Source organism: Streptomyces sp. NPDC013455, from assembly GCF_040632975.1.
GTDB lineage: Bacteria > Actinomycetota > Actinomycetes > Streptomycetales > Streptomycetaceae > Streptomyces.
The window spans coordinates 129,341-148,821 of record NZ_JBEYCX010000001.1; the positions used below are offsets into that span (position 1 = coordinate 129,341).

Sequence of the window (19,481 nt, forward strand, 5' to 3'; positions counted from 1 at the left end):
AGGCGCAGCGCGCCTCCCCGGCCCGAGGTCCACCCGTTCGAGTGACCGAATCGCCTGATACAGGACATCACAGGCGGTTACGCCTGCCCGCGCACGCCCTTCGCCAGCTCCCCGGCCAGCTCGCGGACGGCCGCGAGGCCGGCGGCGTGGTCCGGGGCGTCCAGCATCCGCTTGACGAACGCCGAACCGACGATGACCCCGTCGGCGAAGCCGGCGACCTCGGCGGCCTGGGCCTGGTTGGAGACGCCGAGACCGACGCAGACGGGCAGCTCGGTGCCGGTGGCGCGGGTGCGCCGGACCAGGTCCTGGGCCTGCTCGCCGACCGACTCGCGGGTGCCGGTGACACCCATGAGCGAGGCGGCGTAGACGAATCCGCTGCCCGCCGCGGTGATCTCGGCGAGCCTCTCGTCCTTGCTGCTGGGGGCGACGACGAAGACGGTACCGAGGCCGTGCTTCGCGGCGTGCTCCCGCCACAGGGCCGACTCCTGCACCGGCAGGTCGGGCAGGATGCAGCCCGCGCCGCCCGCCTCGGCCAGCTCGGCGGTGAAGCGCTCCACGCCGTAGCGGTCGATGGGGTTCCAGTACGTCATGACGAGCACCGGTTTCCCGGTGGCCTGGTGCGCCTCCCGGACCGTCCGCATGACGTCGGCGATCCTCACCCCGCCGCGCAGCGCGATGTCGTCGGCGGTCTGGATGACCGGGCCGTCGAGCACCGGGTCGCTGTGCGGCAGTCCGACCTCGACGATGTCGGCACCGCCGTCGAAGACGGCCTTGATCGCCTCGATGCCGCCGTCCACGGTCGGGAAGCCGGCCGGGAGGTAGGCGATGAGCGCGGAGCGGCCCTCGGCCCTGGCGGCGGCGAGGGTGTCGTTCAGCAGCTGGACCTTCCCGCTCACTTGGCGTCCCCCTCGATCTCGGCGGTGTCGGCCTGGGTGGCCGCCACCTCGGCGTCGGTGTCGTACAGGCCGAAGTAGCGGGCGGCCGTGTCCATGTCCTTGTCGCCCCGGCCGGACAGGTTGACGACGACCAGGCCGTCGCGGCCCAGTTCCCGGCCGACCTCCAGGGCGCCGGCCAGCGCGTGCGCGCTCTCGATGGCCGGGATGATGCCCTCGGTGCGCGACAGCAGGCGCAGGGCCTGCATGGCCGCGTCGTCGGTGACCGCGCGGTACTCACCGCGGCCGGAGTCGCGCAGGTAGGAGTGCTCCGGTCCGACACCCGGGTAGTCCAGGCCGGCCGAGATCGAGTACGGCTCGGTGATCTGGCCCTCGTCGTCCTGCAGGACGTACGACCGGGAGCCGTGCAGGATGCCGGGCTCGCCGGCGGTGAGGGTGGCCGCGTGCTCGCCGGTCTCGACGCCGTGTCCCGCGGGCTCGCAGCCGATCAGGCGGACCCCCTCGTCGGGGATGAAGGCGTGGAAGAGGCCGATGGCGTTGGAGCCGCCGCCGACGCAGGCGACGGCCGCGTCGGGAAGCCGGCCGGCGCGCTCCAGCAGCTGCCGGCGGGCCTCGACGCCGATGACCCGGTGGAAGTCGCGGACCATGGCCGGGAAGGGGTGCGGGCCGGCGACGGTGCCGAACAGGTAGTGCGTGTGGTCGACGTTGGCGACCCAGTCCCGGAACGCCTCGTTGATGGCGTCCTTGAGGGTGCGGCTGCCGGACTTCACGGCGACGACCTCGGCGCCGAGCATGCGCATCCGGGCGACGTTGAGGGCCTGGCGCTCGGTGTCGACCTCGCCCATGTAGATGGTGCAGTCGAGGCCGAACAGCGCGCAGGCGGTGGCGGTGGCGACGCCGTGCTGGCCGGCGCCGGTCTCGGCGATGACGCGGGTCTTGCCCATGCGCTTGGTGAGCAGGGCCTGGCCGAGCACGTTGTTGATCTTGTGTGAGCCGGTGTGGTTGAGGTCCTCGCGCTTGAGGAACACGCGGCAGCCACCGGCGTGTTCGGCGAAGCGCGGCACCTCGGTGAGGGCGCTGGGACGGCCGGTGTAGTTCACCAGCAGGTCGTCGAGTTCCCGGGCGAACTCGGGGTCCTGCTTGGCCTTGTCGTACTCGACGGCGACCTCGTCCACGGCGGCCACGAGGGCCTCCGGGATGAACGTGCCGCCGAACGCGCCGAAGTAGCCCTCGGCAGTGGGGACCTGGCCCTCCGGGTCAGGGATGAAGAACTCGCTTGGCATGCCAAACCTCACGGTGAGTGCGGTGAAGAAACACTGATCGCCGTGGGGGCGGAGCTTGTCGTTCGACCTCAGGCCGTGTGTGGCTGGTCGCGCAGTTCCCCGCGCCCCTTCGGGGCGCGCTGCCATCGGCGTCCGTTGACCTGTCCCGGTTCGTCACCGATGACATACCGCACCCTGCGGCCGTGGACCCGGCGGGCCGGGGCACGGCAGCCTCGGGGCCGGCAGCCGCGCGCGAGGCGGGCGTACGGGTCCCGGGTCGGCAGGGTGTGGGTGGTCATCGTCGGTCAGCCTACCGGTGTTCAGCCCCGCCCGTGGCGCAGTGCCGGGTGTTCGCCCGCGGCGACCAGGTCGGCGACCGCCGCCTTCGGGTCGCGGCCGGTGACCAGGGACTCGCCGACCAGCACCGCGTCGGCGCCGGCGTTGGCGTAGGCGATCAGGTCGTGCGGGCCGCGGACGCCGGACTCGGCGACCTTGACGATGTGGCCCGGGATCTCCGGGGCGACCCGCTCGAACGTGCCGCGGTCGACCTCCAGGGTCTTCAGGTTGCGCGCGTTGACACCGATGATCTTGGCGCCCGCGTCCACCGCACGCTCGACCTCGTCCTCGTCGTGCACCTCGACCAGGGGGGTCAGGCCGATGGAGACCGCCCGCTCGATCAGCGACTCCAGGGCCGACTGGTCCAGGGCGGCCACGATCAGCAGCGCGAGGTCGGCGCCGTACGCCCGGGCCTCCCACAGCTGGTACGACGTGACGATGAAGTCCTTGCGCAGGACCGGGATGTCGACCCGCGCGCGGACCGCCTCCAGGTCGGCCAGCGAGCCGCCGAAGCGGCGCTGTTCGGTGAGGACGGAGATGACGGCCGCGCCGCCCGCCTCGTAGTCCGCGGCCAGTCCGGCCGGATCGGCGATCGCGGCCAGCGCGCCCTTGGAGGGGCTGGAGCGCTTGACCTCGCAGATCACCTTGACGCCGTCGCCCTTGAGCGCGGCCACCCCGTCCTTGGCGGCGGGGGCCTTGGCCGCACGCTCCTTGAGCTCGTCGAGGCTGACGCGTGCCTGCCGCTCCGCGAGGTCGGCACGGACTCCGTCGATGATCTCGTCGAGCACACTCACGCGAGCGGCCCCCTTTCAGACGGTTGTTCCTTCAGGTTCCGTGAACCTGTGGTCACTGCGATGGTATCCGCAGCAGCCCCGAGGCTTCGCATCCGGCGGACGCCGGTCCCACTACCTGGACATTCGCTATTCGATCAAGGGTGGAGCCAGCCACCGAACGGCAGGTTCCGGACGACGGTGAACACCAGCAGCAGCACGCCTGCGGTCCACAGTCCGGCCGGACCGAGCGCGATCCGCAGCGGCCGGCCGCGCCCCGCGCGGACCACCCAGACGGTCCACAGCACGGCGAAGCCCAGGTAGGCGGCCACGGCCGGCGCGTTGTCGCGCAGGGCGGTGAGGAGGTCGCCGTGGACGAAGGCGTGCGCGCTGCGCAGTCCGCCGCAGCCGGGGCAGTACAGGCCGGTGAGCTGGTACAGGGGGCAGCCGGGGTAGTGGCCGGGCTCGTTCGGGTCGACGGCACCGACGTAACCGAAGGCTCCGGCGACGGCCGCGAGGAGCCCCACGGGTACGGCGAGCCGCCGGTGGACGGGGACGGCCTGCTCGACCGGACGGCTGTAGGCGTTCACGCGGGCATTCTGCACCGCCGTCCGCCGGCCCGCCCGCTCACGGCCGCGGCCGGCCGCGCCGTGCCGCGACGCGGGGTGCGGTCCGCGGCGGCGCCTGCCGCGACGCGACGCGAGGGGCGGCCCGCACCACGAACGGTGCGGGCCGCCCCTCGCGGGAAACCCGGGGCTCAGCCCTCCGCGGTCACCGGCTCGCGCGTGGCCGCGGGAGCGGTGTGCGGCAGGGACCGGGCCTGCTTCGGCTGGCCGAGGCCCATGGCGCGCATGACGGCGCCGACCACACCACCGAGGAGGGTGAGGGCCATGCCGGCCCAGAAGCCGACGGGCTGGGCCATCACCATGAAGGCACCCGCGACGCAGAAACCGATGAAGGCGATGATGACACCGGTCCAGGCGGCCGGGGTGTGACCGTGGCTGCTGCCCGCCATGACTTGCTCCTCGTTGCTGTCTGTGTGTCGTACGAGCCGGACGCTCGCCGTCCATTGTCCCGTACGCGTACGCGTGCCCGGCGCGGGGGTGGCGTCTGTTTCACCACACCGGGGGCGGTTCAGGCGCCGGTCGGGTCCTCGCCGCGGTCCAGGGCCTTCCAGAGCTCCTCGGGACGCTCCGGGTCGGCGGGCCGGGCCGTGCGGCGCGGGCGGGCGGTGCCGCGCTCGTAGCGGCCGGACATGGCGGGCCACTGACGGCCGTAGCGCAGCGCGAGCAGGCCGGCGAGCAGGAGCAGCAGGCCGCCGGCGGCCGCCACGTAGGGCCAGCCGGTGTGGGTGAGCGCGTGGACCGTGGCGGAGGTGTCGCCGCTCGCCTGGGCGGCCTTCTCGTCCAGCGCGGAGCCGTCGGTGGCGCTCACCAGGGCCGCGGCGACGATGCCGGCACCGGAGAGCGCGAGCAGCGCCGAGACGGCGAGGCGGCCGGCCCGGCGGACGGCGAAGACGGCGACGAGCGCGGCGAGGCCCACTATGGCGAGGGCCGCGGGGACGCCCGTGACATCGCTGCCCCTGGCGGTCAGCGGGAACGCGCCGCCGGCCACCGTGGCGGTGCCCTCCGCCCAGCGCTGCCGGGTGGCGAGCAGCGACACGGCCGCGCCGAGCGCGCCGCACAGGAGGGCCACGGCGAGGCTCCGCCGGCCGGACCGGGCGGGCGCGGCGGCTTCGGAACGGGGGTGAGGTACGGCAGTCACGTACTCCACTATCGCCTGAACCCCGGGCGAACCGGCACCCGGGGTGTCGTGAGGAGCGTCCTACCGCTCCAGGCGGTTCGCCGTGTGCACCGCCCGCAGCACCGCCGCCGCCTTGTTGCGGCACTCCTGGTCCTCGGCGACCGGATCGGAGTCGGCGACGACACCGGCTCCGGCCTGGACGTAGGCCGTGCCGTCGCGGAGCAGCGCCGTACGGATGGCGATCGCGGTGTCGGAGTCGCCGGCGAAGTCCAGGTAGCCCACGCAGCCGCCGTACAGGCCGCGCCGGGAGGGCTCCAGTTCGTCGATGATCTGCATGGCCCGGGGCTTGGGCGCGCCGGAGAGGGTGCCCGCCGGGAAGCAGGCGGTGAGCACGTCGAACGCCGTGCGGCCGGCGGCCACCTTCCCGGTGACGGTGGAGACGATGTGCATCACGTGCGAGTAGCGCTCGACGGACATGAAGTCGACCACCTCGACCGAGCCGGGCTCGCAGACCCGGCCGAGGTCGTTGCGGCCGAGGTCGACCAGCATCAGGTGCTCGGCGCGCTCCTTGGGGTCGGCGAGCAGCTCCTCGGCGAGGGCCTGGTCCTCCTGCGGGGTGGCCCCGCGGTGCCGGGTGCCGGCGATCGGGTGCACCATCGCGCGCCCGTCCTCGACCTTGACCAGCGCTTCCGGGGAGGAGCCGACGACGTCGAAGCCGTCGAAGCGGAACAGGTACATGTACGGCGACGGGTTGGTGGCCCGCAGCACCCGGTAGACGTCCAGGGCGCTCGCCGTGCACGGGGTCTCGAAGCGCTGGGAGGGCACCACCTGGAACGCCTCGCCCGCGCGGATGCGCTCCTTGACGTCCTCGACGGCCCGCTGGAAGTCGGGGCCGCCCCACCGGGCGGTGTACTCGGGCAGCTCGGAGGGCGGGAGGTGTGCCGGGGGCTGGACCACGGGTCGGGAGAGGTCCGCCTCCATGGCGTCCAGGCGGGCCACGGCGTCCGCGTAGGCCTCGTCGACGCCCGTGTCCAGGTCGTTGTGGTTGATCGCGTTGGCGATCAGCAGGACGGAGCCCTCCCAGTGGTCCATCACCGCGAGGTCGCTGGTGAGGAGCATGGTCAGCTCGGGCAGCCGGAGGTCGTCCCGCTCGCCGGGGCCGATCTTCTCCAGGCGGCGGACGATGTCGTAGCCCAGGTAGCCGACCATGCCGCCGGTGAAGGGCGGCAGACCCTCCTGGTTCGGCGTGTGCAGGACCTGGAGGGTGGTGCGCAGGGCCGCGAGGGGGTCGCCGTCCGTGGGGACGCCGACCGGCGGGGTGCCGAGCCAGTGGGCCTGTCCGTCCCGCGCGGTCAGGGTGGCGTCGCTGCGGACCCCGACGAAGGAATACCGGGACCAGGACCGCCCGTTCTCCGCGGACTCCAGCAGGAAGGTGCCCGGGCGCTCGGCGGCGAGCTTGCGGTAGAGCGCGACCGGGGTGTCGCCGTCGGCGAGCAGCTTGCGCGTGACCGGGATGACACGGCGGTCCGCGGCCAGCTTGCGGAAGGTCTCTAGGTCCATGACCGCTGACCTTACTGACCGGACGGGGCGGGACCGGAACCGGCGTCCTTCAGCAGGACGTCGGCGTCGAAGCAGGTGCGGGCGCCGGTGTGGCAGGCGGCGCCCACCTGGTCGACCTTGACGAGCAGCGTGTCGGCGTCGCAGTCCAGCGCGACCGACTTCACCCACTGGAGGTGGCCGGAGGTGTCGCCCTTGACCCAGTACTCCCGGCGGCTGCGCGACCAGTAGGTGCAGCGGCCGGTGGTCAGCGTCCGGTGCAGCGCCTCGTCGTCCATCCAGCCGAGCATGAGCACCTCGCCGGTGTCGTACTGCTGGGCGATGGCGGGCAGGAGGCCGTCGGCGCTGCGCTTGAGCCGCGCGGCGATCTCCGGGTCGAGGCTGCTGGGCCGGGGGGCACCGGTCGTACTGGTCATGGGTGCCATTGTGCCGCGCGCGACCGGTGGTGACGGTCCGCGTCCACGGGGCGGACGAGGGAGCCGGACGGCCGGTGCCCGCTGGGCCGGGCCGTCGACGTGGTCGTAGGCTGACCGCATGTCGACCTTTGCCAAGCGTGAACGGCTGCTGCTCGCCGACCTCTTGGAGACCGCCGGTCCGGACGCGGAGACGCTCTGCACCGGCTGGCGGACCCGGGACCTGGCCGCGCACGTGGTCGTGCGCGAACGCCGCCCGGACGCGGCGGGGGGCACACTGATCAAACAGCTCGTGCCGCGCCTGGAGAAGGTGATGGCCGAGTACACCGCCAAGCCGTACGAGGAGCTGATCCAGCTGATCCGTACCGGCCCGCCGCGCTTCTCGCCCTTCCAGCTCAAGCAGGTGGACGAGGCGGCCAACATCGTCGAGTTCTACGTCCACACGGAGGACGTCCGCCGCGCCCAGCGGGACTGGAGCCCGCGCGAGCTGGACCCGGTCTTCCAGGACGCGCTGTGGTCGCGGCTGGAGCGCGCCGCGCGGCTGATGGGTAGGGGTGTGCCGACGGGTCTGGTGCTGCGCCGCCCCGACGGCCAGACGGTGGTGGCGCACCGGGGCACCCCGGTGGTCACGGTGACCGGCGAGCCGTCGGAACTGCTGATGTTCGCGTACGGTCGGCAGAACGCGGCCAAGGTACAGCTGGACGGGGACGCGGACGCGATCGAGCAACTGCACGAGAGCAAACAGCTGGGCATCTGAGAGGACACCCGCCGTGATCAAGGTTGCGATGACCAGCGTGTACGTCGACGACGTGGCCCGGGCCCACGCCTTCTACACCGACGTCCTCGGCTTCGAGACCCGCACGCACATGGATCTCGGCGACGGCACGCTCTTCGTCACGGTCGGGGCGCCGCAGGGGGCCCAGCCGGACCTGGAGCTGCTGCTTGAGCCCGGTGAGGGCCCGATCGCGGAGCCGTACCGCCGGGCGCTGTACGAGGCCGGGCTGCCGTGCATCGTGTTCTCCGTCGACGACCTGCCGGGAGCGTACGAGCGGCTGACCGGCCGGGGTGTGCGGTTCACACACCCCCCGCAGGAGCAGGGCCCGGTGCTGGCGGCCGTGTTCGAGGACACGGTGGGCAACCTGGTGCAGCTGGTGCAGCCGAAGGAGTGAGGCCCGGCGGGCCGGTCCCGTCCGGCGGGGTCCGCCGCGCGGGGCCGGTGCCACCCGGCGGGGCCCCGCTACCTGACCGGGTGTCCCGCCTCGCGCAGTGTCTGCTTGACCTCGCCGATCCGCAGGTCGCCGAAGTGGAACACCGACGCGGCCAGCACCGCGTCCGCCCCCGCCGCGACGGCCGGCGGGAAGTCGGCCAGCTTGCCGGCGCCGCCGGACGCGATCACCGGGACGGTCACGTGCTTGCGGACCGCGGCGATCATCTCCAGGTCGTAGCCGTCCTTCGTGCCGTCGGCGTCCATGGAGTTCAGCAGGATCTCGCCCGCGCCCAGCTCGGCCGCCCGGTGCGCCCACTCCACCGCGTCGATGCCGGTGCCGCGCCGGCCGCCGTGGGTGGTGACCTCGAAGGTGCCCTCCGGGGTGCGGCGGGCATCGACCGACAGGACCAGGACCTGGCGGCCGAAACGCTCGGCGATCTCACGGATCAGCTCGGGGCGCGCGATGGCCGCCGTGTTGACGCCCACCTTGTCGGCGCCCGCCCGCAGCAGCTTGTCCACGTCCTCGGCCGTGCGGACGCCGCCGCCGACCGTCAGCGGGATGAACACCTGCTCCGCGGTGCGGCGCACCACGTCGTACGTCGTCTCCCGGTTGCCGGAGGACGCGGTGATGTCCAGGAACGTCAGCTCGTCGGCGCCTTCGGCGTCGTACACCTTGGCCATCTCGACGGGGTCGCCCGCGTCGCGCAGGTTCTGGAAGTTGACGCCCTTGACGACCCGGCCGTTGTCCACGTCCAGGCAGGGGATGACTCGGACCGCCAGGGTCATGACTGCTCAGGCTCCTCTGAATGCTTCTAGTTCCACTTCGACCAGGATCCGCGGATCGACGAATCCCTCCACGACCAGCAGCGTCGAGACAGGGCGCACGGAGTCGAAGAACTCCTTGTGCGCCCGGCCCACCGCGTCCACGTCCCGCACATGGGTGAGGAACATCCGCGTGCGGATCACGGACCCGATGCCGAGCCCGAACGCGCCGATCGCCTCGACCGCGCTGGTGAACGCCACCTTCGCCTGCTCGTACGGGTCGCCTTCCCCGTACAGCACGGTGCCCTTGAAGGACGTCGTGCCGCCCACCAGCACGCGGTCACCCGCCGCGACGGCGCGTGCGGAGCCGAAACTGTCTTCCCAGGGACTTCCGCTCTGTACGCGCCGTACGGCTTCGCTCATGACGACACAGCCTCCAAGGCCTCTTCCAGGGTGAACGCCTTCGCGTACAGGGCCTTCCCGACGATGGAGCCCTCGACACCGAGGGGTACCAGCTCGGCGATGGCGCGCAGGTCGTCCAGCGACGACACGCCGCCGGAGGCCACGACCGGGCGGTCCGTCACCGCGCAGACGTTGCGCAGCAGCTCCAGGTTCGGGCCCTGGAGGGTGCCGTCCTTGGCGATGTCGGTGACGACGTAGCGGGCGCAGCCCTCCTTGTCGAGGCGCTCCAGCGTCTCGTAGAGGTCGCCGCCGTCACGGGTCCAGCCGCGGCCGCGCAGGGTCGTGCCGCGCACGTCCAGGCCGACCGCGATCTTGTCGCCGTGCTCGGCGATGACCTTGGCGACCCACTCGGGGGTCTCCAGGGCGGCGGTGCCGAGGTTCACGCGGGTGCAGCCGGTGGCGAGGGCGGCGGCGAGGGTGTCGTCGTCGCGGATGCCGCCGGACAGCTCCACCTTGATGTCCATCGCCCGCGCGACCTCGGCGATCAGCTCACGGTTGTCGCCCGTGCCGAAGGCCGCGTCCAGGTCGACCAGGTGCAGCCACTCGGCGCCGGAGCGCTGCCAGGCGAGGGCGGCCTCCAGCGGGGAGCCGTAGGAGGTCTCGGTCCCGGACTCGCCGTGCACGAGGCGGACGGCCTGGCCGTCGCGGACGTCGACGGCGGGGAGGAGTTCGAGCTTGGCCATGGTCTACAGGGTTCCGATCCAGTTGGTGAGGAGCTGGGCGCCGGCGTCGCCGGACTTCTCGGGGTGGAACTGGGTGGCCCACAGGGCGCCGTTCTCCACGGCGGCCACGAACGGCTCGCCGTGCGTCGACCAGGTGACCTTGGGGGCCTCGATCACCGGGTTGTGGGTCTGGAGGGTCCACTCGCGGACGGCGTAGGAGTGCACGAAGTAGAAGCGGGCGTCGGCGTCCAGGCCCGCGAACAGCTGCGAGCCGGCCGGGGCGTCGACGGTGTTCCAGCCCATGTGCGGCACGATGTCGGCCCGGAGCGGCTCGACGCTGCCGGGCCACTCGTCCAGGCCCTCGGCCTCCACGCCGTGCTCGATGCCGCGCGCGAAGAGGATCTGCATGCCGACGCAGATGCCCATCACCGGGCGCCCGCCGGACAGCCGGCGGTCCACCACCCAGTCGCCCCGGGCGGCGCGCAGGCCCTCCATGCAGGCGGCGAAGGCCCCGACGCCCGGGACGAGCAGGCCGTCGGCGTTCATCGCCTTGTCGAAGTCGCGCGTTATCTCGACGTCGGCGCCCACGCGCGCGAGGGCGCGTTCGGCGGAGCGGACGTTGCCGAAGCCGTAGTCGAAGACGACGACCTTCTTGTTCGTGGACGCGGTGCTCAACTCCACACCTCCAGCCGCATGACGCCCGCCACCAGGCACAGGGCGGCGCCGAACGAGAGCAGCACGATCAGGCTCGTGGGCATCTTCTGCTTGACGAAGGAGATGATGCCGCCGACCAGGAAGAGACCGACGACGATCAGCAGGGTCGACAGACCGTTCATGGGTTACAGCGCGCCCTTCGTCGACGGGAGGATGCCGGCCGCGCGCGGGTCGCGCTCGGAGGCGTACCGCAGCGCCCGGGCCAGCGCCTTGAACTGGCACTCCACGATGTGGTGCGCGTTGCGCCCGTACGGCACGTGCACGTGCAGCGCGATCTGCGCCTGGGCGACGAAGGACTCCAGGATGTGCCGGGTCATCGTCGTGTCGTACTCGCCGATCATCGGCGCCATGTTCTCGGGCTCGGTGTGCACGAGGTAGGGGCGGCCGGAGAGGTCGACGGTGACCTGGGCGAGGGACTCGTCCAGCGGGACCGTGCAGTTGCCGAAGCGGTAGATGCCCACCTTGTCGCCGAGCGCCTGCCGGAAGGCGGCGCCCAGCGCGAGGGCGGTGTCCTCGATGGTGTGGTGGGAGTCGATGTGCAGGTCGCCGTCGGTCTTCACGGTCAGGTCGAACAGACCGTGCCGGCCGAGCTGGTCGAGCATGTGGTCGTAGAAGCCGACGCCGGTGGCGATGTCGGTCCGCCCGGTACCGTCGAGGTCTATCTCGACCAGCACCGAGGTCTCCTTGGTGGTGCGCTCCACGCGTCCCATGCGGCTCATCGCTCAAGCTCCTTCTTCACTTCACGGACCGCGTCGAGGAACGCGTCGTTCTCCTCCGGGGTGCCGGCGGACACCCGCAGCCATCCCGGTACGCCGTTGTCCCGGACCAGGACGCCCCGGTCGAGGATCTTCCGCCAGGTGTCGTGGGTGTTCTCGAACCGTCCGAACTGGACGAAGTTGGCGTCGGACTCGGTGACCTCGTAGCCGATCGCGCGCAGCTCGGCGACCAGCCGGTCGCGCTCGGACTTCAGCTGCTCGACGTACCCCAGCAGCGTGTCGGTGTGCTCCAGGGCGGCCAGGGCGGTCGCCTGGGTGATCGCCGACAGGTGGTACGGCAGCCGGACCAGCTGGACGGCGTCCACGACGGCGGGGTCGGCGGCGAGGTAGCCCAGGCGCAGGCCCGCCGCACCGAACGCCTTGGACATCGTGCGGGAGACGACCAGGTGCGGGCGTCCCGCCAGCAGCGGCAGGAGCGAGTCGCCGTGGCTGAACTCGACGTAGGCCTCGTCCACGATCACCATCGACGGCTTGGCCGCCTGGGCCGCCTCGTACAGCGCGAGGACCGTCTCCGCCGGGACCGCGTTGCCGGTGGGGTTGTTGGGGGTGGTGATGAAAACGACGTCCGGCTCGTGTTCGGCGACGGCCCGCTCGGCGGCGGCGACGTCGATCGAGAAGTCCTCGCCGCGCGGGCCGGAGATCCAGCCGGTGCCGGTGCCGCGCGCGATCAGCGCGTGCATCGAGTACGACGGCTCGAAGCCCATCGCCGTACGGCCCGGTCCGCCGAAGGTCTGGAGCAGCTGCTGGATGACCTCGTTGGAGCCGTTGGCGGCCCACACGTTCTCGGTGCCGAGCGGGTACCCGCCGGTCCTGGTCAGGTAGGCGGCCAGTTCGGTGCGGAGCTGGACCGCGTCCCGGTCGGGGTAGCGGTTCAGGTCGCGGGCGGCCTCCCGCACCCGCTCCGCGATCCGCTCGACCAGCGGCTCGGGCAGCGGGTAGGGGTTCTCGTTGGTGTTCAGCCGTACGGGTACGTCGAGCTGGGGGGCGCCGTAGGGGGACTTGCCGCGCAGCTCGTCACGGATGGGGAGTTCGTCCCAGCGGGACACTGAGGGGTTGCCGGTCACTTGCTCTCGGGTACCTTCCAGCCGAACCTCGCCTTGATCGCCGCGCCGTGCGCGGGCAGGTCCTCCGCCTCCGCCAGCGTCACCACGTGGTGGGCGACCTCGGCGAGCGCGTCCTTCGTGTAGTCCACGATGTGGATGCCGCGCAGGAAGGACTGGACGGACAGGCCCGAGGAGTGGCAGGCGCAGCCGCCGGTGGGCAGCACGTGGTTGGAGCCGGCCGCGTAGTCGCCGAGGGAGACGGGGGCCCAGGGACCGATGAAGACCGCGCCGGCGTTCTTCACCCGGTCGGCCACCGCGGCCGCGTCGGCGGTCTGGATCTCCAGGTGCTCGGCGCCGTAGGCGTCGACCACCCTGAGGCCCTCCTCCACACCGTCCACGAGGACGATCGCGGACTGCTTGCCCGTCAGGGCGGGCACGATCCGGTCGTCGACGTGCCGGGTGGCCGCGACCTGCGGCTCCAGCTCCTTCTCCACCGCGTCGGCCAGCTCGACGGAGTCGGTGACCAGGACCGCCGCCGCCAGCGGGTCGTGCTCGGCCTGGCTGATCAGGTCGGACGCGACGTGCACCGGGTCGGCGCCGGCGTCCGCGAGGATCGCGATCTCGGTCGGACCCGCCTCGGCGTCGATGCCGATCCTGCCGGTGAAGTAGCGCTTGGCCGCGGCGACCCAGATGTTGCCGGGGCCGGTGACCATGTTGGCGGGCGGGCAGGACTCGGTGCCGTACGCGAACATCGCGACGGCGGTGGCACCGCCGGCCGCGTACACCTCGTCCACGCCGAGCAGGGCGCAGGCGGCGAGGATCGTCGGGTGCGGCAGGCCGCCGAAGTCGGCCTGGGCCGGCGAGGCCAGCGCGATCGACTCGACGCCCGCCTCCTGGGCCGGGACCACGTTCATGACCACGGACGACGGGTAGACGGACCGCCCGCCGGGCGCGTACAGGCCGACGCGCTCGACCGGCACCCACTTCTCGGTCACCGAGCCGCCGGGCACGACCTGCGTGGTGTGCGTCGTACGGCGCTGGGCGCGGTGGACCAGGCGGGCGCGGCGGATGGACTCCTCCAGCGCGGCGCGCACGGCGGGGTCGAGACCGGCGAGCGCGTCGGTGAGCGCCCGGGCCGGCACACGGACGGATTCCAGCCGTACTCCGTCGAACTTCTCGGCGAAGTCGATCAGCGCCGCGTCGCCACGATGATGCACGGCTTCGCAGATCGGACGCACCTTCTCCAGGGCGGCCTGAACGTCGAAGTCGGCTCGGGGCAGCAGGTCGCGCAGGGCGGGGCCCTCGGGGAGGGCGTCGCCGCGCAGATCGATTCGGGAAATCACAGTCCCAATTCTCTCAGACCGGTGCAGCGGGCCGTCCGCGCGTATCAATGGCTGATACAGAACGTGGGTCAATGGCTGGTACATAGGCTGGCCGGAACCCGGAAGATCTCCTTCACGCTTGGTGTTCCAGGGGTCACGCAGCGGGCATGAACGGCTGTACGAAAACCGGTGAAACCCACTGAACCGGGAGAGGAGAGCGGTGACCGAGGGCACCCGGATCCACGCCGGGGACCTGCCGGACGACCTGACCGCGGCCGAGGCGGGTATGTGGCAGGCCTTCCGCAACGGCAGTGTGTACGACCTGAGCAGCGGCGACTTCGTCGTGGACGATCCGCACGGCGGGCATCCCTGGGGTCCGGAGCGGACCGTGCGGGCCCGCATCGTCGCCTGGCTGCTGCTGGACGGCCCGCCGGCGCTCGCCGGCCGGGTGTCCGCGCTGAAGCTGGTCGGCGTGCGGATCAGCGACTCGCTGGACCTGGCGGGCGGCCAGGTGACGCCCTATGTCGAGCTGCGGGGCTGCCGCTTCGACGAGGAGGTGCGGCTGCCGGAGGCCCGGTTCACGACCGTACGGCTGGTGGACTGCGCGGTGCCCCGCCTGGAGGCGGCCCGGGTGCACACCGAGGGCGACCTGCACCTGCCGCGCTGCCGGTTCCGCAGCGGCGTCCGGCTGACGGACGCGCACATCGGCACCGACCTGCTGCTCAACCAGGCGATCGCGCACCGCGACCGCAGCGGGCGGTCGATCGCGGCGGACGGCATGACCGTCGGCCAGGACCTCCAGGCGGAGATGCTGGAGTCGCACGGCGAGGTGAGCCTGCGCGGTGCCCAGATCGGTGTCTCGCTCAGCCTGCGCGGCGCGAAACTCGCCAATCCGTACTCCCGGTTCGCCCTGAACGCGCCCCAGATGACGGTCGAGCGCACGCTGTACCTGACCCCGGCCGGCGTCGGCAGTCCGCTGCTGAGCGGCACCACACCCGCGCGCGGCACGCGCATCCAGCGCTTCGAGTGCCGGGGCGGCGTACGGCTGGACGACGGGCGGTTCGGGGACGCCGTCGACCTGGAGCGGGCCCGGTTCGTCCTCGCCGACGACCAGGAGCTGTCGCTGCGCCGGGTGCAGACACCGGAACTGCGCTTCCTCGGGGACAGGCCGCAGCGCGGCAAGGTGGTCCTGTCCGGGGCGCGGATCGTGAACCTGGTGGACCGCGCGAGCAGCTGGCCGGAGCCGGGCAATCTGCACATGGGCGGGTTCGCCTACGAGAGCCTGGTCCCGAAGGGCCCGTTCCCGCTGACCGAGCGCCTGGAGTGGGTGGCGGCGGCCACCGCCGAGTACGCCCCGGAGCCGTACGAGCGGCTGGCCGCGGTGCTGAAGGCCGCCGGCGAGGACGAGGACGCCCGCGAGGTGCTGCTCGCCAAGCAGCGCCGGCGGCGCGAGACACTGCCGCTGACCGGCAAGTTCTGGGGGTACGTCCAGGACCTGGCGGTCGCCTACGGCTACCGGCCGGGCCGGGCGGCGGTGTGGATGACGGTGCTGTGGGCGGCGGGCACGCTCACGTTCGCGCACGCGGACCACCCGCCGGTCAACCCCGGCGGCCATCCGGTCTGGAGCCCGGCGCTGTTCACCCTGGACCTGCTGCTGCCGGTGATCGACCTCGGCCAGGCCGGCCAGTGGCAGCTGCGCGGCGGCTGGCAGTGGCTGGCGGCGGTGATGATCCTGCTGGGCTGGATCCTGGCGACGACGGTGGCGGCGGGGGCGACGCGGCTGCTGCGGCGGAACTGACGAAGCGGGCGGTTCGGGGCCGGCGGACCCGCGACGGACGGCGGACACCGCTGCCGGGCGTCGCGGCGGGGGCGACTGCGGGTACCGCTGCCGGCCGCTGCCGCCGCTGCCGCCGCTGCCGCCGCTGCCGGATTGTGGCCGGGCTGACGGTGGACGCCGCCGGGGGCTCCGTGGACGGGCCGGCCGTACTGACACCGCGGGGGCCGCCGTGGCTGGAGGGGCGGCGGACACGGCTGCCGCGCGGCCCACCCGCGGAGCACTCACGGAGCACACGGTTCCGTCACACGCGCGGGTCACCCTTTACCGTTCCTTGACCTTCCGCCGTACAACCTTACGCAACTTGCCCCGGCCCTCTGGCGCGGCCCCGACCAGCGGTCTTTCAATGGTCGACACCATGGCTCTGCTGCCCTCGTTCATCCGCCCCACCCGGATGGCCAAACGCTCCGCGTCCCCGGCCGGCCGACCGCCGGCCGGCGACGAGACCGTGCTCGACGCGCCCGACCACCGGCTGTCCCCCGCGCTGGTCGCGGCCGGCCGGGGCGAGTACGCCGGCGCGGCCGAGCTGCTGGCCGGCACGCGGGCCGCGGCCGAGTGGGAGATCCGCGACCGGTACGTCAGACGCCTGGCCGCCTTCGCCCGGTCGCGTCCCGAGTGGTTCGAGGAATGGCGCGCGGCCGCCCCCGAGGACCCCGACGCGCTGCTCCTCGGCGCCCAGCTGGCGGTGGACCGCGTCTGGCCCTCACCGGCCCGCGCCGAGCTGCTGCGCGAGGTGAGCCCGCTCATCACGGCGGCCGCCCGCGCCGACGACCGCGACCCGGTGCCCTGGCGGATCGCGCTGGACCACGCCCGGGGCTCCCGGGCCGGGCACCGGTACTTCGAGGAGCTGTGGGAGGCGGCGGTCCGGCGCGCCCCGCACCACTACGGCTGCCACGTGGCCGCGCTGCGCTACCTGGCCACCTTCTGGCACGGCTCGCACCGCGAGTGCTTCGACTTCGCCGACCGGGCCGCGCAGGACGCCCCGGCGGTCTCGCTCGTCCAGGCCCTGCCCGCCCGGGCGGCCCTCGGCTACCTCACCGACGGCTGCGGCCCCCAGGTGCCCCGGGCCCGGCTGGACGCGGCGGCCGACCGCGCCATCGTGCTCTCGGCCCGCTTCCCGGCGGCCGACCCGTGGCCCGCCGAGGTCCGCAACAAACTGCTGTACGTCCTGCTACGGCTGGACCGCTGGGCGGACGCCCGGGCGCAGCTGCGGCTGATCGGCCCGTACGCCACCTCCTTCCCGTGGGACCGGTTCTCCGAGGACCCGCTCGGCCACTTCCTGCGGCTGCGCGAACACCTGGAGACGGCGGGCCCGCTGCCCTCCCCGGCCGGGCTGCTGCCGCCGCCCGGGAACCCCCTCGGCGGGCACGGCGGACACGTCTGCTCCGCCGACCACTAGGCTGGGGCGCCGTGACCACCGCCCGTCTCCCGCTCTTTCCGCTGAACTCGGTGTTGTTCCCGGGGCTCGTGCTGCCGTTGAACGTCTTCGAGGAGCGTTATCGCGCCATGATGCGCGAGCTGCTCAAGACCCCCGAGGACGAGCCGCGCCGGTTCGCCGTCGTCGCCATCCGCGACGGCCACGAGGTGGCGCCGAGCGCCCCGGGCATGCCGGATCCGACGGCCCGGCCGGAACGCGGCCCGGCCGCGGGCTTCGGCCCCGATCCACTGAAGTCCTTCCACGCCGTGGGCTGTGTGGCGGACGCGGCGACCGTCCGGGAGCGGTCCGACGGCACGTTCGAGGTGCTGGCGACCGGTACGACCCGGGTGCGGCTGCTGTCCGTGGACGCCTCGGGGCCGTTCCTGACGGCCGAGCTGGAGGAGCTGCCGGAGGAGCCCGGCGACGAGGCCGGCGCGCTGGCCGAGGGCGTGCTGCGCTCCTTCCGGCAGTACCAGAAGCGCCTGGCGGGCGCCCGGGAGCGCTCCCTGTCCTCGGGGGCGGACCTGCCGGACGACCCGAGCGTGGTGTCGTACCTGGTGGCGGCGGCGATGGTGCACGACACGCCGACCAAGCAGCGGCTGCTGCAGGCCCCGGACACCGCCTCGCGCCTGCGCGACGAGCTGAAACTCCTTCGCGGGGAGACGGCCATCATCCGTAGCCTGCCGTCGTTGCCCGCGTCCGAGCTGACGCGGACGCCGACCAGCCTGAACTGAGGAAGAGCCGCGCATCCGATGGCGAAGAAGTCGAAGAAGCAGCAGCAGTCCGGGGGCACGCCGGCCACGGTGGCCCTGACGGCGGCCGGCGTGGACTTCACCGTCCACGCCTACGACCACGACCCCTCCCACCCGTCGTACGGCGAGGAGGCGGCCGAGGCGATGGGTGTCTCCCCCGACCGCGTCTTCAAGACCCTGGTGGCCGACGTGGACGGCTCGCTGGTGGTCGGCGTGGTCCCGGTGGCCGGCTCGCTGGACCTGAAGGCCCTGGCGGCGGCGGTCGGCGGCAAGCGGGCCGCCATGGCCGACCCGGCCCTCGCCGAACGCACCACGGGCTACGTCCGCGGCGGGATCTCCCCCCTGGGCCAGCGCAAGCGGCTCCCGACGGTCCTCGACGAGTCGGCGGCGCGGCACGGGACGATCTGCGTGTCGGCGGGCCGCCGGGGCCTGGAAGTGGAACTGTCCCCCACCACCCTCACCGAACTGACGGACGCGACCCTGGCCCCGATCGCCCGAACCTGACCCCCACCTCACCGACCGAGCCGACCGAGCACCGTCCCGTCGACCGAGACGGACCGAGACGGGGGGCACTCTCCCCACCCCCCGAGACGGGGGGACTCTCCCCACCCCCCGAGACGGGGGGCACTCTCCCCACCCACCGAGCCTGGGGCACCCTTCCCGCCGACCGAGTCGGGTGGCGGGTGGGCGAGGCGGGGTCCGGGGCGGAGCCCCGGCTACGGCACTGCGGCCCCGGCAGCCGGACCACACCGGCCGAACCCGGCACGGTGCCCTTCCCGCCGACCGAGTCGGGTGGCGGGTGGGCGAGGCGGGGTCCGGGGCGGAGCCCCGGCTACGGCACTGCGACCCCGGCAGCCGAACCACACCGGCGAACCCGCCAGCGCACCCGCCAGCGCACCCCGCCGACCCCTACCGCCCCTCCGCATACGGCGGCTCGGGATCCCGGGGACCGAACAGCGCCGTGAGCCCCAGGTGCACCAGCAGCCCCGCCAGCGGCCACGCCAGCAGCGCCCCCTTGGCGGACAGCTTCAGCGGCGCCGAGAAGGTCACACCCTTGCCCGCCGCCCGCGCGTGCGCGAGCACGTCCGACTCGGGTCCCAGCCAGACCCCCAGCCGCCAGGCCAGCACGGACCCGAGCAGCCCGCCCAGCCCCAGCGCCACCACGAGCGGCACACCGCCACGCCGTCGCAGCAGGAACACCACGACCGCGCTGACCAGCCCGAAGGCGAGCCCCAGCAGGATGAACGTACCGTCCACCCCGACCGCCTGCTCCCCCTCGGTGTCCTTGAGGTAGACGACCCAGCTCTTGTCGATCTCGTCACCGACGAGCGGCACACGCGGCGCCAGCCACCACCACAGCAGCCCCAGCAGCACCCCGCCGAGCGCCACCGCCACCGTGACCACGGCGGCCTCCCGCAGTTCCGTCCTCATGCCGGGGCCGTCCTGTTCGTATCCATCCCCGACGGGTGCCCCGGCAGGCGGCGGCGCCTGCCGGACCTGGTGCGCGGAGTCGTCGTGCGGCGGTGGAGTCAGCGGTGCGGTCACCCTGACATCGT

At 73.1% G+C, this 19,481-nt stretch carries 24 protein-coding genes; 6 read left to right on the top strand and 18 right to left on the bottom strand.

Annotation, left to right across the window (positions count from 1 at the left end; all coding sequences use genetic code 11):
* Positions 1–77: 77 nt before the first annotated feature.
* The 9 genes from trpA to hisI all read right to left on the bottom strand — a co-directional run bounded on the left by trpA (position 78) and on the right by hisI (position 6,977).
* Positions 78–896 (bottom strand): tryptophan synthase subunit alpha, encoded by an 819-nt coding sequence (trpA, locus tag ABZ576_RS00520; protein ID WP_360734004.1) that lies wholly within the window; start codon positions 894–896, stop codon positions 78–80.
* On the bottom strand, positions 893–2,176 hold the full coding sequence (gene trpB / locus ABZ576_RS00525; protein ID WP_360734007.1) for a tryptophan synthase subunit beta: 1,284 nt from the start codon (positions 2,174–2,176) through the stop codon (positions 893–895). Before trpB ends, trpA begins: the two co-directional genes overlap by 4 nt.
* A gap of 68 nt (positions 2,177–2,244) precedes the next feature.
* Entirely contained in the window at positions 2,245–2,454 is a 210-nt protein-coding gene (locus ABZ576_RS00530) for a hypothetical protein (protein ID WP_360734009.1), read from the bottom strand.
* A gap of 21 nt (positions 2,455–2,475) precedes the next feature.
* On the bottom strand, positions 2,476–3,285 hold the full coding sequence (trpC, locus tag ABZ576_RS00535; RefSeq protein ID WP_360734012.1) for an indole-3-glycerol phosphate synthase TrpC: 810 nt from the start codon (positions 3,283–3,285) through the stop codon (positions 2,476–2,478).
* A 134-nt stretch (positions 3,286–3,419) separates the two neighbouring features.
* Complete coding sequence (locus ABZ576_RS00540) at positions 3,420–3,851, bottom strand: DUF2752 domain-containing protein (protein WP_360734015.1); 432 nt, start codon at positions 3,849–3,851, stop codon at positions 3,420–3,422.
* A 167-nt stretch (positions 3,852–4,018) separates the two neighbouring features.
* Positions 4,019–4,276, bottom strand: coding sequence for an HGxxPAAW family protein (locus ABZ576_RS00545; protein WP_360734018.1), 258 nt, complete (start codon positions 4,274–4,276; stop codon positions 4,019–4,021).
* A gap of 119 nt (positions 4,277–4,395) precedes the next feature.
* Positions 4,396–5,034, bottom strand: coding sequence for a TIGR02234 family membrane protein (locus ABZ576_RS00550; RefSeq protein WP_360734020.1), 639 nt, complete (start codon positions 5,032–5,034; stop codon positions 4,396–4,398).
* Positions 5,035–5,085: 51 nt separating this feature from the next.
* Positions 5,086–6,564, bottom strand: coding sequence for an anthranilate synthase component I (locus tag ABZ576_RS00555; protein ID WP_360734022.1), 1,479 nt, complete (start codon positions 6,562–6,564; stop codon positions 5,086–5,088).
* 11 nt (positions 6,565–6,575) lie between these two features.
* A complete protein-coding gene (gene hisI / locus ABZ576_RS00560; RefSeq protein WP_360734025.1) occupies positions 6,576–6,977 on the bottom strand; it encodes a phosphoribosyl-AMP cyclohydrolase in 402 nt (133 codons plus the stop codon).
* Positions 6,978–7,095: 118 nt separating this feature from the next.
* Between hisI and ABZ576_RS00565 the strand changes: the two genes are divergently transcribed.
* Complete coding sequence (locus ABZ576_RS00565) at positions 7,096–7,731, top strand: TIGR03085 family metal-binding protein (protein ID WP_360734027.1); 636 nt, start codon at positions 7,096–7,098, stop codon at positions 7,729–7,731.
* A gap of 13 nt (positions 7,732–7,744) precedes the next feature.
* Positions 7,745–8,143, top strand: a complete 399-nt coding sequence (locus tag ABZ576_RS00570) for a VOC family protein (protein WP_360734030.1) — start codon at positions 7,745–7,747, stop codon at positions 8,141–8,143.
* Positions 8,144–8,211: 68 nt separating this feature from the next.
* Here ABZ576_RS00570 and hisF read toward each other — a convergent pair whose 3' ends face one another.
* The 8 genes from hisF to hisD are packed head-to-tail and all read right to left on the bottom strand — an operon-like array spanning position 8,212 to position 13,943.
* Positions 8,212–8,967, bottom strand: coding sequence for an imidazole glycerol phosphate synthase subunit HisF (gene hisF, locus ABZ576_RS00575; protein ID WP_360734033.1), 756 nt, complete (start codon positions 8,965–8,967; stop codon positions 8,212–8,214).
* A gap of 6 nt (positions 8,968–8,973) precedes the next feature.
* Positions 8,974–9,366 (bottom strand): RidA family protein, encoded by a 393-nt coding sequence (locus tag ABZ576_RS00580; RefSeq protein WP_360734036.1) that lies wholly within the window; start codon positions 9,364–9,366, stop codon positions 8,974–8,976.
* Positions 9,363–10,088, bottom strand: a complete 726-nt coding sequence (priA, locus tag ABZ576_RS00585) for a bifunctional 1-(5-phosphoribosyl)-5-((5-phosphoribosylamino)methylideneamino)imidazole-4-carboxamide isomerase/phosphoribosylanthranilate isomerase PriA (RefSeq protein ID WP_145875170.1) — start codon at positions 10,086–10,088, stop codon at positions 9,363–9,365. Before priA ends, ABZ576_RS00580 begins: the two co-directional genes overlap by 4 nt.
* Positions 10,089–10,091: 3 nt before the next feature.
* Positions 10,092–10,748, bottom strand: coding sequence for an imidazole glycerol phosphate synthase subunit HisH (gene hisH, locus ABZ576_RS00590; RefSeq protein WP_360734039.1), 657 nt, complete (start codon positions 10,746–10,748; stop codon positions 10,092–10,094).
* Complete coding sequence (locus tag ABZ576_RS00595; protein WP_360734041.1) at positions 10,739–10,903, bottom strand: hypothetical protein; 165 nt, start codon at positions 10,901–10,903, stop codon at positions 10,739–10,741. The genes hisH and ABZ576_RS00595 overlap by 10 nt, the downstream gene beginning before the upstream one ends.
* Positions 10,904–10,906: 3 nt before the next feature.
* On the bottom strand, positions 10,907–11,500 hold the full coding sequence (gene hisB, locus ABZ576_RS00600; RefSeq protein WP_360734044.1) for an imidazoleglycerol-phosphate dehydratase HisB: 594 nt from the start codon (positions 11,498–11,500) through the stop codon (positions 10,907–10,909).
* Complete coding sequence (locus ABZ576_RS00605; protein WP_360734047.1) at positions 11,497–12,621, bottom strand: histidinol-phosphate transaminase; 1,125 nt, start codon at positions 12,619–12,621, stop codon at positions 11,497–11,499. The genes hisB and ABZ576_RS00605 overlap by 4 nt, the downstream gene beginning before the upstream one ends.
* The gene (gene hisD, locus ABZ576_RS00610; protein WP_360734050.1) at positions 12,618–13,943 is read right to left on the bottom strand and encodes a histidinol dehydrogenase; all 1,326 of its coding nucleotides are present in this window, start codon (positions 13,941–13,943) and stop codon (positions 12,618–12,620) included. Before hisD ends, ABZ576_RS00605 begins: the two co-directional genes overlap by 4 nt.
* 199 nt (positions 13,944–14,142) lie before the next feature.
* On the opposite strand from hisD, the gene ABZ576_RS00615 reads away from it, so the two are divergent.
* From ABZ576_RS00615 to ybaK, 4 genes are all read left to right on the top strand, one after another.
* On the top strand, positions 14,143–15,720 hold the full coding sequence (locus tag ABZ576_RS00615; protein WP_360734052.1) for an oxidoreductase: 1,578 nt from the start codon (positions 14,143–14,145) through the stop codon (positions 15,718–15,720).
* Between the two features lie 382 nt (positions 15,721–16,102).
* Positions 16,103–17,155, top strand: coding sequence for a hypothetical protein (locus tag ABZ576_RS00620; RefSeq protein WP_360734055.1), 1,053 nt, complete (start codon positions 16,103–16,105; stop codon positions 17,153–17,155).
* 11 nt (positions 17,156–17,166) lie between these two features.
* Positions 17,167–17,907 (top strand): LON peptidase substrate-binding domain-containing protein, encoded by a 741-nt coding sequence (locus tag ABZ576_RS00625; RefSeq protein WP_360734058.1) that lies wholly within the window; start codon positions 17,167–17,169, stop codon positions 17,905–17,907.
* Positions 17,908–17,925: 18 nt separating this feature from the next.
* A complete protein-coding gene (gene ybaK / locus ABZ576_RS00630; RefSeq protein ID WP_360734060.1) occupies positions 17,926–18,429 on the top strand; it encodes a Cys-tRNA(Pro) deacylase in 504 nt (167 codons plus the stop codon).
* A 405-nt stretch (positions 18,430–18,834) separates the two neighbouring features.
* Here ybaK and ABZ576_RS00635 read toward each other — a convergent pair whose 3' ends face one another.
* On the bottom strand, positions 18,835–19,470 hold the full coding sequence (locus ABZ576_RS00635) for an AAA family ATPase (protein ID WP_360734063.1): 636 nt from the start codon (positions 19,468–19,470) through the stop codon (positions 18,835–18,837).
* Positions 19,471–19,481 lie beyond the last annotated feature (11 nt).

Coding starts and splice junctions, on each gene's coding strand:
- trpB (WP_360734007.1), bottom strand. CDS start 2,176: ATGCCAAGCGAGTTCTTCATCCCTGACCCGGAGGGCCAGGTCCCCACT.
- ABZ576_RS00530 (WP_360734009.1), bottom strand. CDS start 2,454: ATGACCACCCACACCCTGCCGACCCGGGACCCGTACGCCCGCCTCGCG.
- ABZ576_RS00545 (WP_360734018.1), bottom strand. CDS start 4,276: ATGGCGGGCAGCAGCCACGGTCACACCCCGGCCGCCTGGACCGGTGTC.
- ABZ576_RS00555 (WP_360734022.1), bottom strand. CDS start 6,564: ATGGACCTAGAGACCTTCCGCAAGCTGGCCGCGGACCGCCGTGTCATC.
- hisI (WP_360734025.1), bottom strand. CDS start 6,977: ATGACCAGTACGACCGGTGCCCCCCGGCCCAGCAGCCTCGACCCGGAG.
- ABZ576_RS00565 (WP_360734027.1), top strand. CDS start 7,096: ATGTCGACCTTTGCCAAGCGTGAACGGCTGCTGCTCGCCGACCTCTTG.
- hisF (WP_360734033.1), bottom strand. CDS start 8,967: ATGACCCTGGCGGTCCGAGTCATCCCCTGCCTGGACGTGGACAACGGC.
- ABZ576_RS00580 (WP_360734036.1), bottom strand. CDS start 9,366: ATGAGCGAAGCCGTACGGCGCGTACAGAGCGGAAGTCCCTGGGAAGAC.
- priA (WP_145875170.1), bottom strand. CDS start 10,088: ATGGCCAAGCTCGAACTCCTCCCCGCCGTCGACGTCCGCGACGGCCAG.
- ABZ576_RS00595 (WP_360734041.1), bottom strand. CDS start 10,903: ATGAACGGTCTGTCGACCCTGCTGATCGTCGTCGGTCTCTTCCTGGTC.
- hisB (WP_360734044.1), bottom strand. CDS start 11,500: ATGAGCCGCATGGGACGCGTGGAGCGCACCACCAAGGAGACCTCGGTG.
- ABZ576_RS00620 (WP_360734055.1), top strand. CDS start 16,103: ATGGTCGACACCATGGCTCTGCTGCCCTCGTTCATCCGCCCCACCCGG.
- ybaK (WP_360734060.1), top strand. CDS start 17,926: ATGGCGAAGAAGTCGAAGAAGCAGCAGCAGTCCGGGGGCACGCCGGCC.